The organism is Alkalihalophilus sp. As8PL (assembly GCF_040939795.1).
GTDB classification, from domain to species: Bacteria; Bacillota; Bacilli; order Bacillales; family Bacillaceae_D; genus Alkalihalophilus; species Alkalihalophilus lindianensis.
The window spans coordinates 1,572,747-1,587,281 of the sequence record NZ_CP162551.1 but is presented as its reverse complement, the minus strand read 5'-3'; the positions used below and the strand labels follow the sequence as shown (position 1 = coordinate 1,587,281).

The following is a 14,535-nucleotide window of genomic DNA, read 5'->3' as shown; positions in this document are numbered from 1 at the left end:
GACGTCACATGAAACGGTGGATGACAGTAGCTTTTATTGCCTCAATCCTTCTTGTAGGGTGTAACAACGAGGCAGACGAGATAAGCGAAGCAATTGAATCAACTCCAGATACACTAGATGATGAACACGCTGAAGAAGAACAACCGTTTACTTATCCTTTAACGGGTGATAAAAGCGATATAAAACTTGATCACCGGCCGGTTGGGGTGATGATTAATAATCATCCAGCTGCTAGACCGCAATCTGGATTAGTCGATGCTGATGTTGTATATGAAGTATTAGCGGAAGGGGAAATGACTCGCTTTCTCGCTCTTTTCCATAGTACTTTTCCAGAAGTGGTAGGTCCGGTTAGAAGTGCCCGAGATTATTATATTGACCTAGCGAATGGGTATGATGCGGTGTTTATTACTCATGGTTGGAGCCCAGGTGCTGAGGCTAGATTAAAGGCCGGGGAGGCAGATTATTTGAGTGGGCTTCACTATGATGGCACGTTATTTCAACGCTCAACTGACAGGCGTGCACCTCATAACTCCTATATCACTTTTGAAAATATTCAAAAAGGGATAGAGGAGCAAGGGTATGACTGGGAAAAAGAAGTACCCCCGCTTTCTTTTTATACAAGTGAGGATATTCAAGTAGTTGGACATGCTGTTTCTACAATTGTTGTTAACTATTTGAATCGAAATGAAGTGTCCTACCAATTTGATGAACAAACAGGGAAGTACCACAGGTTCAATGGGGACTCGCAAACAGTTGATTATCATACAAATGAACCTCTGTTGGTCGCTAATCTGTTCATTGTGGAATCAGAACATAACGTCCTTGATGAAGCTGGGCGTCGTGATATTAACCTTACTTCAGGTGGGAGAGGTCTTCTTTTTCAGAGTGGGATTGCCAATGAAGTAAATTGGAAGAATATTGATGGTAGAATCTTACCCGTTGATGAGAATGGGAATGAAATGCCGCTAAAACCAGGTATGACTTGGATTAATGTAGTTCCTACTTCACCAAGTATGGATGAAAGTGTGTCATACAATTAATTTTAATAAAGGGATGTGTGGCTATATGCAAATTGATAAATTAAGAGGGAAAGAGCTTGATCAATTATTTAACGCGATCTTGTCTTTAAATAACCTAGAAGAGTGCTATGAGTTTTTTGATGATCTTTGTACGATTAATGAGATTCAGTCGCTAGCACAGCGTCTTGAAGTAGCACGTATGTTACAAAACGGCTATACGTACCATAAAATTGAAACGGAAACGGGTGCTAGTACCGCAACAATTTCACGAGTGAAGCGTTGTTTGAATTACGGCAACGACGGCTATAAAATGACTTTAGATCGAATTAAAGAAGAAGAGCCAGTAGAAGAAAAATAAGTAGTTAAGGCATGAGGTCTATTTTAAGACATCATGCCTTTTTGTGTACTCGAAATGTTTACATTTCCTCAATTACGTGTATTACCTAATTAACAAATGATTTATTAGATTAGTAATGTCAGGAAACCAATTTGGAGGTATATACGATGTTAACAAGTGAGCAAATTAAAACATTAGAAAATAAACTGCTTCATATGAAAAAGGAAATCGAAGAACGAGTATCAGATGATGTGAGTGAAGCAGACTTAGAAAATCGTGGAGAGGATACTGGAGAATTATCAAACTATGACAATCACCCGGGTGATCTTGCTACTGAACTTCATGATAAGGAACTAGAAGCTGCTCTCGATCAACATTCTAAAGATGAACTCGAAGACATTAATCAAGCACTTGCTGCAATCGAGAATGATACGTACGGAATTTGTGAAGTGTGCGGAGAACCAATACCGTATGAAAGGCTAGAGGCGCTACCAACGGCGCGACGTCGAGTAGAGCATGCTGATGTAAATATAGAGGATGAACCGAGGAGACCGATAGAGGAAGAAGTAGTCAATCCAACTATCGAATTAAGCGAAGGAGAAGACAAAGTCATTTATGACCGTGAAGATACGTGGAGAGATATAAGTCAACATGGGACTTCAGATTCTCCCTCAGACTTAACAAATCCCGAAGATGGGTACAATCCTGAACCTAGAGATGAAGAACCGCTAGAAGAAATTGATTCGATGAAAGTAGCAGATATCAAAGGTAATGACTCAGGCCGAACATCAGATCGAAAAGAGCATACTTAAGTGAAATACTTCCTCTTCTAATAATCATAATTAGGAGAGGTTTTTTGCTTCAGCAATGAATTTACGTTATATTCCCTCTCAAAAATGGTGCATAAATCATTCATTTATTCTACAATAGTAAAAATGTTTAAAGGAGTGTGGCGCGGTGCAGAAAGAAAGGTTAAAAAAGCAAATTGCAGCAGCATCAAAGCGTAAGAAAGCAGATCTTGTTCTAAAAGGTGCGATGGTCGTCGATGTATTTAACGTCACAACGTTTCAAGCAGACGTAGCCATTTGTGATGGGGTGATTATTGGACTTGGCGGCTATGAGGGTGAAAAAGAGATAGAGCTGAATGGGAAATATATAGCTCCTTCATTTATTGATGGCCATGTTCATATCGAATCAGCCATGGTGCCGCCGGAAGAATTTTCTAAGGTTGTTCTTCCACACGGTGTGACGACGGTGATCGCCGATCCTCATGAGATTGCAAATGTTGGTGGCCTTCCTGCTGTTCAGTATATGGTTGAAGCATCTAAAGGCTTACCACTCGATGTGAAAATGATGGCGCCATCCTCAGTTCCAGCAACCCCTTTTGAACATAACGGGGCAGACCTATCAGCTAAAGAAGTATCTCAGCTTTTAAGAAATGGTGAAGTGCATGGATTAGCAGAGGTAATGGATTATCCAGCTGTACTTAAAGGAGAAGAGGAGATGGTCAAAAAACTTCTTGCTGCACACGAAAATGACTGTGTGATTGATGGACATGCGGCTGGACTGAATGAGACGGCATTGAACACCTATTTAACAGCAGGAATACGAAATGATCATGAAGCAGTGAGTTCGGAGGAAGCAAAGCAACGAATTAAACGTGGAATGTATGTATTGATGAGAGAAGGAACAGCTGCAAAAGATATGGAAGCTTTAATTGGATCGGTAACTCCTTATAACGCAAGACGGTTTGTGTTCGCCACAGATGACAAACATCTCGATGAATTAGTGGAAGATGGGAGCATTGATGCGAGTGTAAGAAAAGCAATTAAGCTTGGAATAGATCCTATTCAAGCTCTTCAAATGGCTAGCTTAAATGCGGCTGAGTGCTTTGGCTTGAAAACGAAAGGCGCCATTGCTCCAGGATACGAAGCGAGCTTTATTGTATTATCTGATTTAAAAAACATCACGATTGAAGCAGTGTATGTGAAAGGTGAAAAGGTAGTTGAGGAAGGTCAGTTAATAAGCGAAGTAAGAGATTCCTTGCAACCGCCAGAAGTTTTATTAAGTAGTGTACGCATGAAAAATTGGGGGCCAGATGCGCTAAAGCTCAGATTAGGTTCGGAGAAAGCAAAAATAATTGGCGTCGAATTTGGATCAATTGTAACGAAATCTCTTTGTGAAGAAGTGACGATTGAAGATGGGCTTTTTAAACCCTCAATCGAAAAAAATCAACTAAAGTTAGTTGTTGCAGAGAGACATCATGAGCTTGGACATTTTGGAGTTGGCATTGTAAAAGGGATTAGTCTCAAACAGGGGGCGATTGCAACATCGATTTCACATGATTCTCATAATATTATTGCATGTGGCGTAGATGATGAGAGCCTCACACTTGCTATAAAAGAGCTTGAACGTATCCAAGGAGGGTTAGTTGTTGTTTCAAAAGGAAAGGTTCTTGCAGCTCTTCCGTTAGAGCTTGGTGGACTAATGTCGATTGCACCGCATGAGGTAGTAATGAAACAGTTAAAGCAAGTTGATCGTGGTTTAGGTGAGTTGGGCTATACAGGCGAATCGAATCCTTTTTTAACTCTCTCTTTTCTAGCCCTGCCAGTCATCCCATCCCTAAAGTTAACAGATACAGGTTTATTTGATGTTACTACTTTCTCTCATATTAACCCTGAAGGTGAAAGTGTTTCCCTATAAAAAAGGAGGTTACGAGCATTCATACTCGTAACCTGTTTACTCCTTGGGAGTTTTACTATCTGTGTTCACGTCTAGGGAAGAAGTGATCTTTTGTTCCTTTTGTAATCTATTAATATAATGATAGACCTTTACGAGTTGCTCATCATTTAAATGAAGCAACATCATGTAAATCTCTTCTTTCGTAAGGTACATAAGCCTCCCCCTCTCTCTTTATCGAAGATAGTTCTTTACCCATCTTACCCTTTACCCTCACCCTTTAAATATAATCCTTATCATCTAGTTTTTTAAAAAAAAGTAAGTTAAATGGGTAATTAAAAAAGCTCTGACCGAAGAGGGTCAGAGCTTATCATAATATCTTGGTACACGCTTACTGATCGCACAAACGATCTCATAATTGATCGTATCCGTCAATTGAGCCATTTCATCAATTGGAAATTCTACTACATCTCCAACCTGAATATCCGTTAAGTCGGTTGCATCAATCATTGTTTGGTCCATGCATACTCGTCCGATAATAGGGGCTAGTTGATCACCAAAAAGCACATGGCCTTTATTTGATAAGGCTCGGGATAACCCATCCGCATACCCAATCGGCATGGTCGCTACGATTCTTTGGTCTGAAAGCTTATGTGTTCTACCATAGCTAATGGTCGACCCTTCTGGTAAGGTGCGCAATGAAACAATACTGGAATAAAGACGCAGAGCTTGAGTCAGCTTGATAGGAAATCTAAGGGCAGGATCTGGCTTTAATCCATACAAACTAATACCTACTCGTACCATATCAAGGTGTTTATCTCGGTGAAAAAGCGTACCAGCACTATTGCAGCAATGTTTAATAGGGATCATTATTCCTTCTTTTTCTATAGCGTTGATAAAAGAAAGAAACTTCTCAAATTGTTCATCTGTGTAAGTAGAAGTAGGAGCATCTGCTTCTGCAAAATGAGTGAACAATCCCTCAACCTCGATCATTTCATGTTGAGCTAATGGTGTGATGACTTCAAGTAGTTCTTCTTTTGTTTGCAGGCCGACTCGTCCCATACCAGTATCGGTTTTGATATGAACTTTAATAGGATCGCTTAAAGTGGGTGAGAGTTGAAGTAGGGCATCACGCACATCTGTAGAGAATACTGTAATTGTGATATTATGTTGAATGGCTTCTTGTAAGGCGTGGGGGGCTGTGTAGCCTAAAACAAGGATAGGAACATCAATCCCTGCTTCACGTAGCTCGATGGCTTCATCTAAGATCGCAACGCCTAAATAAGTCGCCCCACCACGTAAGGCTGCTTTTGCAGCAGCGACTGCACCATGGCCATACCCATCACCTTTAACAACCGCCATCAATCTGCACTCAGGCGTTTGTAAGGAGGCTTTAAACGACGTTGCATTTTCTTCTATGGCACGTAATGAAATATCTGCATATGTATGTCTGAAACTGCTCGTCTTCATCTGACAAACTCCTTTAAATTCTTCTTTTCTTTTAATAGACCCCCTCAGTCAGGAGACCGAGGGGGTATGTTTATATCTATTTTATAGTACTTTCTTATGCTTGAACAGGTGTTTTACTAAGTGCATCCACAACAGATACTAGCTCATAGCCAAGGTCACGTGCAACAGCGTTGTAAGTAACATCACCGTTTGCAACGTTAACGCCTAGTGCTAATGCAGGGTTCTCAGCTACAGCTTTTTCAACGCCTTTGTTAGCAATTTGCAATGCGTACGGCATTGTTACATTCGTCAAGCCGATTGTTGAAGTACGTGAAACTGCTCCAGGCATGTTCGCTACTGCATAGTGTACGACACCGTGCTTCGTGTATGTTGGATTATCGTGAGTTGTGATTTGGTCAACTGTTTCGATAATACCACCTTGGTCAATTGCCACATCAACAACAACAGAACCAGGTGACATAGATTTGATCATTTCTTCTGTAACAAGCTTAGGTGCTTTTGCTCCAGGAATTAATACAGCCCCAATGACTAGATCAGATTCCTTAACAGCTTCAGCGATGTTAAGTGGGTTAGACATAAGAGTTTGGATGTCGTTACCGAATTGATCATCAAGTTGACGAAGACGATCTGCACTTAAGTCGATAAGAGTTACATCAGCTCCCAGACCAACTGCAATCTTCGCAGCGTTTGTACCAACAACACCACCACCGATGATTGTTACTTTTCCACGCTTCACACCAGGGACGCCTGATAGAAGAATTCCTTTTCCGCCTTTAGATTTCTCCAGGAATTGTGCACCAATTTGAGAAGCCATACGGCCAGCAACTTCACTCATAGGAGTAAGTAGTGGAAGTGTACGATTTACTTCAACTGTTTCATAAGCGATGGCAATCACACCACTATCTACTAGTGCTTTAGCAAGTTCAGGCTCTGCTGCTAAGTGTAGGTATGTGAATAGGATTAATCCTTTACGGAAGTAGCCATATTCAGAGCTAAGTGGTTCTTTAACTTTCATGACCATTTCAGCTTTTGCCCATACATCTTTCGCTTCTGGAATAATTGTAGCTCCTGCTACTGTGTAATCAGTATCTTCAAATCCACTACCAATTCCAGCACCTTGCTCAATTAAGATCTCATGGCCACTTTTAGTTAAAGCAACAACACCAGCTGGCGTAATTGCAACACGGTTTTCGTTATTTTTAATTTCCTTTGGAATACCAATAATCATGTTTGTCGTCCTCCTAAATCGGATGTTTGTTATATCGTTAGTATAAATCCACAAAAGGAGGAACGCATTGTGTGTAAAGTTGAAAATGTAAACGTTTTTTTGTTTGATTTAACAAATCGTCTTAATCGTTTGTTAGCGTCCGCGAAAAAGCTTCATATCTAAATATAAGCCTAGCTTTTGCACCGGGTCCTTTAATTGGATATTGGCAATCTCTTGAATGCGTTTTAGTCGGTAATTTAACGTGTTTACATGGCAATGAAGCTCCTTGGCTGCTTCATTCATGTTCCCGTCTTTGTTAAGAATCACATCTAACGTCTCTAATAAGTTAGTACGATGCTCAAGGTCATAAGTTTCGAGCTTTCTAATAGCAGGGTTGATGGTAATATCTTCGACTTGTTCAGCTTGTTGCAAAATATCTATATAGCGAAAGATGCCCAGCTCATGATAAAAGGTAGCTGATTTTAACTCCTGATCAAAGCTCTGCTTTAGAGAAATCACCTTTGTCGCTTCATCATAACTTCTTTTAATCCATTCATAATTATCATACGCATACCCACATCCTGACCAAATCTGAGAAATACCAAAACGTTCTCTTATTTGCGTTTTAAATGTTTCGATGAAGTCTTTGGTCTCTTTCACAAAGTCATTTTGAATGTGTGAGGAGATCAGGAATACGACTTGATTTTCGTCTAGTGTTTGAATGAGAATATTGATCTTTTGAGTTGTTTTGGCTACATATACTAGCTTTTTATAAAGTTCATCGCTCATAACATCAAAGCTGAACAAAATGACCGCAAGTGGTTTTTGAGGATTTATACCAATTTTAGAGAGTTGTTCTGAGATCACTTGATGATTTCTTGCATCACCTGTGATCATTTGCCACAGCAATTCTTGATGATTCTTTTCTTTCTTTTTCTTTTGCATATTTAATTGTAGAAGTTGATTTTTAGCTTTACTAGCAGCAAGCTTTAAGTCAGCAAGATCTTCCTTCGTAAGGGTGCGCCCCACCTCAAGTACCCAAATATATCCGAGCACTTCATTGTTTTTACGGATAGAGACCGCGACACGATTACCAAGGCCAATATCGTGAATTTGTGGAATGACGAGTGGTTCGTCGCTTTGGTTAAGGGTAGGGATTACGCCTTCCTTCCAAAAACGATTAATCACTTTCTCGGGTACGCGCCTGCCAATAATCGTGGAAATCCTAGCAGCATCTGTACCATCATCATGTGAACTGTATGCGAGTAAATGATGATTAGAATCCTCAATCGTTACCGGACATTGCAGGCGTTCACTAATCGCGTCAACAAATTCTTCTAGCGAGTCAAATTGTCGATTAAATGATTGGTGATTTTTGTCGGTCATAGGAAAACTCCTTATCTATAGTTAGGAAAATAGTCATCAGTATTTTGTCGAAAATCACAAGTGAAGCGTTTTCAGTTTGTGTGCTCTCACAAACAAAAGCTTGCATTGCCATGTTAGAATAACATATACATTCTTATTATAATATATGAAAGCGTTATCTGTGGGGAGTGAAAGTTATGGACATCTTAGACATACTAGGAAAGATTAATAACGTATTATGGGGGCCTCCTAGTTTAATCTTATTATTTGGGACAGGCTTATTTTTAACCATCGCTTTAAAAGGGTTACAATTCCGTCGTCTCATTTATGCATTTAAGATTGGCTTTGGTAAAGAAGATAGTAAAGATGCAGCTGCTGAAGGGGATGTAAGTCATTTTAAAGCCTTGATGACAGCGCTTGCGGCTACAATTGGAAATGGTAATATTGCCGGGGTAGCTACAGCCATTACACTAGGTGGACCTGGAGCAATCTTTTGGATGTGGATTGTTGGTTTACTAGGTATGGCGACGAAATACGGCGAGGCATTACTTGCGGTTAAATACCGTGTCAAGAATGATAATGGCGAGTATTCGAGTGGACCAATGTATTACATCGAGCGAGGGCTCGGTCGGAAGTTCAAATGGTTAGCCATTGCGTTTGCGGTATTCGGTGCATTTGCCGCTTTAGGAATCGGAAACAGTGTACAATCTAATACCATTGCTGATGTAACGAGCAGCAGTTTTGGTATGGCTAATTGGGTAACTGGTTTAATTTTAATTGTACTCGTAAGTGTTATTATTTTTGGTGGAATTCAACGTATTAGTACAGTTGCTAGTTTCTTTGTGCCAATCATGGCTTTCCTTTATATGGGCGGTGCAACCTTAATTCTTATTTTAAATTATGATATGATCATTCCTGCTTTTGAACTAATTTTCTATTATGCCTTTAATCCTGTTGCTGCAGCTGGTGGTTTCCTTGGAGTAGTCGTATCTGAAGCAATTCGTAATGGGGTTGCTCGTGGTATCTTCTCTAATGAAGCAGGTCTTGGTACAGCAGCATTAATTGCAGGTAATGCACGTGCTGATCACCCAGTTAAACAAGCGCTTGTAGCCATGACTGGTACATTTATTGTAACCATCATTGTTTGTACGATGACTGGTCTGACCCTTCTTATTACAGGCTTCTGGGATCCTTCTGGTGGCGTACTTTCAGGTGTCACTCATGATCCGTCTCTTGAAGGTGGGGCATTAACAAGTGCAGCATTTGGTTCAGTTCTTGGTGCTGTAGGAGAATACATTGTCGCGTTCTCTGTTATTTTCTTCGGTTTCTCAACGATTGTTGGTTGGTATGTATACGGGGAAAAATGTTTTGAGTATCTTGCTGGATCAAGAGGAATTGCTGGATACCGTCTTGTTTATATCGGAGCTTGTGGTGTTGGTACAGTGGCAAACCTTGCAACTGTATGGGCTTTTGCAGATATGGCGAATGCCTTAATGATGATTCCAAACTTAATTGCTTTGTTATTACTGTGGAAAGTCATTGTGGCTGAAACGAATGATTACTTTAATAATTTCTACGAAGCTGCTAAAGCAAGTTCAGTGAAAAAAGCAAGCTAATATATTTATTGGGAGTTCCTGTCATATAGGCAGGGGCTTTTTTTGTTGGAGGTAGTGGTGGGTAAGCTCGACAAAGAAATCCAAATATATTATTATCATTATATAAAATGATAATAATGAAGTGGAGGGTACGACATGTCACGAAAAAAGGCAGATATCATGCTCCATCCAATCCGTATGAGAATTATTCAAGAGCTTCTTAAAACACCAAACCAAACGGTGCAACATTTGATCAACCATCTTGAAGATGTGCCGCAAGCAACCATGTATCGTCACCTAAAGCTTCTGTTAAATGCTGGACTTATTCAAGTAGTGGAAACGAATAAGGTTAGAGGTACGGTCGAGAAGATATATGCAGTAGTGACCGATAACTTGACTATCTCCGATGAAGAAATAAAAGAGACTGCTCCTGAAGAGTATTTACAATATTTTATGACGTACCAAGCGAATTTACTGAAAGAGTTTGAACGTTATGTCATGAGTGCAGAACCTCAATCATATAAAGAAGATGGGTTAGGATTTTGGCAAGCTACGCTTCATTTAAGTGATGAGGAACTTCTAGAGTTTGGTGAAAAGGTAGGTCGGTTGATTCAAGAAGCGGTCGATAAGAAGCCGAATGAAAATAGACGTGCCAGAACATTGGCAACCATTATGATACCGGAGGCGGAGTCATGAGTTCAAAAGAAGTTTCATTTGAGAAAGGTGATATCAAGATAAGTGGCACGATAGATATACCTAGTGAAGGGCCACCACTTTATCCGGCTGTTTTGATCTTATCTGGGTCAGGTCCACTTGATCGAGATGGGAATGGCAAAGGTAAACAAGTTTTTAATCTGTATAATTCTCTTTCCACTTTTCTTGTGAAAAATGGGTGTCTCACTCTTCGCTATGATAAAAGGGGAGTCGGAAAGTCAACAGGAAGCTATATGGAAGCGGGAATGTGGGATTTAGTTGAGGATGCGAGGGCAGCACTTCGTTTTTTGAAAAGACACCCACAGGTCGATCCAAAACGTGTGTTCATTGTTGGTCACAGTGAGGGAGCCATGCTTGCGCCAGCAGTTATAGAAGGTGAAAAGGTATCAGGATTAATCTTACTTGCTGGGGCAGCTGAATCAATGGCTGAGGCCCTTTCCTATCAGCGGCATCAAATGGTGAGAGGCTTACAAGGTATGGAAGGAATAAGGGGCAAGCTTCTAAACCTATTTAAAGTAATAGAAAGAGCGGAAAAGCAGGGGCCAAAATTTGATGAGAAGATGATGAAGACGGATGCTGTAACAACTCGTTTTCAAGGGGTAAAAGTAAATGCGAAATGGTTCCGAGAGCACTATCAATTTAACGTGCGAGAGTCATTGAAGAAAGTAGAATGTCCAGTCCTTGCCGTTACAGGTGCAAAGGATCTACAGGTGATACCGGAGCGAGTGTTTGAAGTAGAGAAGCTTGTAAAGGGACCGGTAGAGGCAAAGATTATTCAAGGGATGAATCATATGCTTAGAGACCAAGAGGAGGATTACTCCATTCTTCAACTTAAAAAAGCATATAAACAGACTGGAACAAAGCCCCTCTCTCACGAGCTAACAAAGACGATGAGAGATTGGTTGGCGAACTATGTATAGGCGCATGAAATTCGTTCTTATTAGTCTAGCGGTCCTTTTTCAACTGCTGACCATTCTTTTTGCATTTATTAATATTACGTGGGCTCTCCTAGCGGTTGCAGGAAATGTAGCTAGTCTTCTAGCGGTGTTGCTCGTTTTTATACTTGAACGAAAAAAAGAAAAAGAGGAGGAGATTGATTATGAAGATAGTGACTACTGATTCGATTGCGGGATCTGAGATTACCGAAGTGATTGGCTACGTTAAAGGGGGGACGATTCAGACGAAGCATATCGGCCGTGATATTACAGCGGGGCTTAAAGGTATTGTTGGTGGTGAAATTAAAGGGTACAACGAGATGATGGATGAAGCCAGAAAGCTTGCTATTCATAGGATGGTAGAGGATGCGAAGAAAAAAGGGGCCAATGCTATTGTTGGCATGCGTTTGCAGTCTTCAACGGTCATGGGTTCTGCAGCTGAAATTATCGCTTACGGCACGGCTGTGAAAATAAATGAGTAACGAGAAGCCTTGATGCAGAACTGCATTAAGGCTTTTTTGATAGAATGTGAAAAATAAAAGACTTGCATCTTCTATTAGTTTCCGTTACGATTTCAATATATCGTAGTGGTGACAAGGTTTATCACTATATATTGTGTTTGTGTTTTAATACTTAACTAAATATTCTATTGCGAAATGTTGGTGCTGCTAGGCAGCTTAATAGGGAATCTGGTGAAAATCCAGAACTGTCCCCGCAACTGTAAGTGTGGATGAAATGAGATAACCACTGTATAAGAGAGCTGAAAGGTGCTTATACGGGAAGGCTCAGAGTAAAAAGAAGCACGAGTCAGGAGACCTGCCATAATTTCTCAGTCAGCTATCTTCGGGGGATGAGAAGTGAGACGGCAGCGGTGAGACAAGCGCTATTTACTAAGTGACTGTCTACTGCTCGTTTAGTTTACAACGACCAACGAAGCCGTTTTACGCCCTATCCCTCGAATTGAGGGGTAGGGCGTTTTTTATTTTAAAGTTATTTTGTTTGTAACTTAATCAAGGAGTGTGACGAGTATGGAGATTAACGTAAAAGATAAAAAAGATACCACAGTTGGCGTGCAGGTAGATAACAATTGGTTAGAGCAAACCTCTCATCTATCATGGGAAAAGCGTGCTGGACATGCATTAAACGAGCTTTCTATTGAAGAGCCTCATTGGACATATGTGGCTGCTGCTTGTTACATCAATCATATAAGAGAACAGATAGCCTTACAAAGAGGTGTTGAGATAGAAGTGCTTAGCGCGAGCTTCCCTGAGTATCTTAAAACGCAGATTAATAAAGGAATCTACGATGAGAGACTATATTCTTATTCGAGTGAGGAACTTTATGAACTGGCATTAACGCTTGAACCGACAAGGGATCAAAAGTTCACCTATATAGGAATTAAAACATTAGCAGACCGTTACTTAGCAAAGGATTTTAATGATCAAATAGTAGAGCTTCCACAAGAGCGATGGATGGTTATCGCAATGACCTTGATGGAAGAAGAACGCAAAGGGGCTCGTCTTGAATTGGTAAAGGAAGCATATTGGGCTCTCTCTCATCTATATATGACAGTGGCTACACCGACGATGAGTAATGCAGGTAAAGCAGGAGGCCAGCTCTCTAGCTGCTTTATTGATACGGTGGAAGATGATCTTAGGTCCATTTTTGATAGCTGCACCGATGCGGCAACCGTCAGTAAGAACGGTGGCGGGCTTGGCATGTATTTGGGGAAAATCCGTGCGAGAGGATCTTCGATTCGTGGATTTAAAAATGTCTCCTCAGGTGTCATACCTTGGATGAAGCAATTAAATAATGTAGCCGTCAGTGTAGATCAACTCGGACAGAGGCAAGGGGCTATAGCCGTTTACTTAGATGTCTGGCATAAAGATATCTTTGCATTCCTCGATGCTAAATTAAACAACGGGGATGAGCGTCAGAGAACACATGATTTATTCACAGCTGTATCTTTACCCGACCTTTTTATGGAGGCTGTTAGGAAGAGAGATAACTGGTATTTGTTTGATCCTCATGAAGTTCGAATGAAAATGGAATTCTCCCTTGAGGATTATTACGACGAGAAAAAAGGAGATGGCCAGTTTCGAAAAAGGTACGAGGCGTGCGTAGCAAACCCAGAATTATCCCGTACAGAAATTCCAGCAATTGAAGTCATGAAACGAATTATGCTCTCTCAGCTTGAAACAGGAAGTCCATTTATGTTTTACCGTGATACAGCAAACAGATTAAATCCAAATAAGCATAAAGGGATGATCTACGGCTCTAATCTATGTACTGAAATTATGCAAAATATGAGTGCGACAACGGTTGTAGAAGAAACGCTCGAAGACGATACGATCTCAATCAAAAAACACCCTGGAGATTATGTTGTCTGTAATCTCAGTTCTTTATCACTGGCTCAAGTATTCTCGGATGATGTGGTAGAGAGAGTAGTAAAGATTCAAGTACGGATGCTTGATAATGTGATAGATCAAAATACCATCGGTGTAAAACAAGCAGAAAAAACGAATAAATTGTATCGAGCAATTGGACTTGGGACGTACGGCTGGCATCATCACCTAGCGAAGCAAGGCATCGTATGGGAGACGGAGGAATCTGTTCAAGAAGTTGAGCGTGTATATGAGCGAATTAATCAAGCGGCCATTAAAGCCAGTGCGGAATTAGCTGCAGAAAAAGGGGCCTACCCGCATTATGAGGGTTCTGATTGGCAGACAGGTGATTTCTTTACTGAACGTGGTTATGAAGGCCCGAAGTGGAACGAGATCCGTACATTGGTTTCAAAACATGGCATGAGAAACGGCTATGTGATGGCTGTGGCACCGAACGCTACAACTTCACTAATCGCCGGATCAACGGCTTCAATCGATCCTATCTTTCAAAAATACTATGTAGAAGAGAAGAAGAATTATCGTATTCCTGTTGTGGCACCTGATTTAAATGCTGAAACTACTTGGTACTACAAGCCAGCCCATCTAGTTGATCAAACATGGAGCATTCGTCAAAATGCAGCTCGTCAGCGTCATGTAGACCAAGGGATTTCATTTAATTTATATGTTCCTAATAACGTAAAAGCGAAAGAACTTCTTGATCTTCATTTGCTTGCATGGGAAGAAGGGCTTAAAACGACTTATTATGTGCGCTCAACATCACTTTCAGTAGATGACTGTGAAAGTTGTTCAAGTTAAGAGGAGGAAACGAG

At 40.7% G+C, this 14,535-nt stretch carries 14 protein-coding genes and 1 riboswitch; of the genes, 10 read left to right on the top strand and 4 right to left on the bottom strand.

Annotation, left to right across the window (positions count from 1 at the left end; genetic code table 11):
• Window positions 1-8 precede the first annotated feature (8 nt).
• The 4 genes from AB3N04_RS09490 (at window position 9) to ade (ending at window position 4,059) form a co-directional block, all read left to right on the top strand.
• Window positions 9-1,040, top strand: coding sequence for a DUF3048 domain-containing protein (locus AB3N04_RS09490; protein WP_368505805.1), 1,032 nt, complete (start codon window positions 9-11; stop codon window positions 1,038-1,040).
• A 25-nt stretch (window positions 1,041-1,065) separates the two neighbouring features.
• Window positions 1,066-1,377 carry a YerC/YecD family TrpR-related protein gene (locus AB3N04_RS09485; protein ID WP_317122877.1) on the top strand — a complete coding sequence of 104 codons (312 nt, stop codon included), beginning with the start codon at window positions 1,066-1,068 and terminating at the stop codon, window positions 1,375-1,377.
• A gap of 146 nt (window positions 1,378-1,523) precedes the next feature.
• On the top strand, window positions 1,524-2,168 hold the full coding sequence (locus AB3N04_RS09480) for a TraR/DksA C4-type zinc finger protein (RefSeq protein ID WP_368505804.1): 645 nt from the start codon (window positions 1,524-1,526) through the stop codon (window positions 2,166-2,168).
• Between the two features lie 145 nt (window positions 2,169-2,313).
• Complete coding sequence (ade, locus tag AB3N04_RS09475; protein WP_368505803.1) at window positions 2,314-4,059, top strand: adenine deaminase; 1,746 nt, start codon at window positions 2,314-2,316, stop codon at window positions 4,057-4,059.
• A 36-nt stretch (window positions 4,060-4,095) separates the two neighbouring features.
• On the opposite strand, the gene AB3N04_RS09470 is transcribed toward ade, so the two are convergent.
• From AB3N04_RS09470 to AB3N04_RS09455, 4 genes are all read right to left on the bottom strand, one after another.
• Window positions 4,096-4,251, bottom strand: coding sequence for a hypothetical protein (locus AB3N04_RS09470; RefSeq protein ID WP_368505802.1), 156 nt, complete (start codon window positions 4,249-4,251; stop codon window positions 4,096-4,098).
• Between the two features lie 144 nt (window positions 4,252-4,395).
• Complete coding sequence (alr, locus tag AB3N04_RS09465) at window positions 4,396-5,505, bottom strand: alanine racemase (RefSeq protein WP_368505801.1); 1,110 nt, start codon at window positions 5,503-5,505, stop codon at window positions 4,396-4,398.
• A gap of 94 nt (window positions 5,506-5,599) precedes the next feature.
• Complete coding sequence (gene ald, locus AB3N04_RS09460; protein ID WP_368505800.1) at window positions 5,600-6,733, bottom strand: alanine dehydrogenase; 1,134 nt, start codon at window positions 6,731-6,733, stop codon at window positions 5,600-5,602.
• A 132-nt stretch (window positions 6,734-6,865) separates the two neighbouring features.
• Window positions 6,866-8,098, bottom strand: a complete 1,233-nt coding sequence (locus AB3N04_RS09455; protein WP_368505799.1) for a PucR family transcriptional regulator — start codon at window positions 8,096-8,098, stop codon at window positions 6,866-6,868.
• A 176-nt stretch (window positions 8,099-8,274) separates the two neighbouring features.
• Here AB3N04_RS09455 and AB3N04_RS09450 point away from each other — a divergent pair, with 176 nt between their 5' ends.
• From AB3N04_RS09450 to AB3N04_RS09425, 6 genes are all read left to right on the top strand, one after another.
• Window positions 8,275-9,693, top strand: coding sequence for an alanine/glycine:cation symporter family protein (locus AB3N04_RS09450; protein WP_368505798.1), 1,419 nt, complete (start codon window positions 8,275-8,277; stop codon window positions 9,691-9,693).
• Window positions 9,694-9,828: 135 nt separating this feature from the next.
• Window positions 9,829-10,368: a helix-turn-helix domain-containing protein gene (locus AB3N04_RS09445; RefSeq protein ID WP_368505797.1), complete on the top strand. Its 540-nt coding sequence runs from the start codon at window positions 9,829-9,831 to the stop codon at window positions 10,366-10,368.
• Window positions 10,365-11,306 (top strand): alpha/beta hydrolase family protein, encoded by a 942-nt coding sequence (locus AB3N04_RS09440; RefSeq protein ID WP_368505796.1) that lies wholly within the window; start codon window positions 10,365-10,367, stop codon window positions 11,304-11,306. The genes AB3N04_RS09445 and AB3N04_RS09440 overlap by 4 nt, the downstream gene beginning before the upstream one ends.
• The gene (locus AB3N04_RS09435) at window positions 11,299-11,505 is read left to right on the top strand and encodes a hypothetical protein (RefSeq protein WP_368505795.1); all 207 of its coding nucleotides are present in this window, start codon (window positions 11,299-11,301) and stop codon (window positions 11,503-11,505) included. The genes AB3N04_RS09440 and AB3N04_RS09435 overlap by 8 nt, the downstream gene beginning before the upstream one ends.
• Window positions 11,486-11,803 (top strand): YbjQ family protein, encoded by a 318-nt coding sequence (locus AB3N04_RS09430; RefSeq protein WP_368505794.1) that lies wholly within the window; start codon window positions 11,486-11,488, stop codon window positions 11,801-11,803. The genes AB3N04_RS09435 and AB3N04_RS09430 overlap by 20 nt, the downstream gene beginning before the upstream one ends.
• 161 nt (window positions 11,804-11,964) lie before the next feature.
• A riboswitch (cobalamin riboswitch) is annotated at window positions 11,965-12,160 on the top strand.
• 189 nt (window positions 12,161-12,349) lie between these two features.
• Complete coding sequence (locus tag AB3N04_RS09425; protein ID WP_368505793.1) at window positions 12,350-14,521, top strand: ribonucleoside-diphosphate reductase subunit alpha; 2,172 nt, start codon at window positions 12,350-12,352, stop codon at window positions 14,519-14,521.
• The last annotated feature ends 14 nt before the right edge of the window (window positions 14,522-14,535 follow it).

Excerpts from the sequence above, each read along its gene's own strand:
- AB3N04_RS09490 (WP_368505805.1), top strand. The coding sequence starts at position 9 with ATGAAACGGTGGATGACAGTAGCTTTTATTGCCTCAATCCTTCTTGTA.
- AB3N04_RS09485 (WP_317122877.1), top strand. The coding sequence starts at position 1,066 with ATGCAAATTGATAAATTAAGAGGGAAAGAGCTTGATCAATTATTTAAC.
- AB3N04_RS09480 (WP_368505804.1), top strand. The coding sequence starts at position 1,524 with ATGTTAACAAGTGAGCAAATTAAAACATTAGAAAATAAACTGCTTCAT.
- AB3N04_RS09470 (WP_368505802.1), bottom strand. The coding sequence starts at position 4,251 with ATGTACCTTACGAAAGAAGAGATTTACATGATGTTGCTTCATTTAAAT.
- alr (WP_368505801.1), bottom strand. The coding sequence starts at position 5,505 with ATGAAGACGAGCAGTTTCAGACATACATATGCAGATATTTCATTACGT.
- ald (WP_368505800.1), bottom strand. The coding sequence starts at position 6,733 with ATGATTATTGGTATTCCAAAGGAAATTAAAAATAACGAAAACCGTGTT.
- AB3N04_RS09455 (WP_368505799.1), bottom strand. The coding sequence starts at position 8,098 with ATGACCGACAAAAATCACCAATCATTTAATCGACAATTTGACTCGCTA.
- AB3N04_RS09450 (WP_368505798.1), top strand. The coding sequence starts at position 8,275 with ATGGACATCTTAGACATACTAGGAAAGATTAATAACGTATTATGGGGG.
- AB3N04_RS09445 (WP_368505797.1), top strand. The coding sequence starts at position 9,829 with ATGTCACGAAAAAAGGCAGATATCATGCTCCATCCAATCCGTATGAGA.
- AB3N04_RS09440 (WP_368505796.1), top strand. The coding sequence starts at position 10,365 with ATGAGTTCAAAAGAAGTTTCATTTGAGAAAGGTGATATCAAGATAAGT.
- AB3N04_RS09435 (WP_368505795.1), top strand. The coding sequence starts at position 11,299 with ATGTATAGGCGCATGAAATTCGTTCTTATTAGTCTAGCGGTCCTTTTT.
- AB3N04_RS09430 (WP_368505794.1), top strand. The coding sequence starts at position 11,486 with ATGAAGATAGTGACTACTGATTCGATTGCGGGATCTGAGATTACCGAA.
- AB3N04_RS09425 (WP_368505793.1), top strand. The coding sequence starts at position 12,350 with ATGGAGATTAACGTAAAAGATAAAAAAGATACCACAGTTGGCGTGCAG.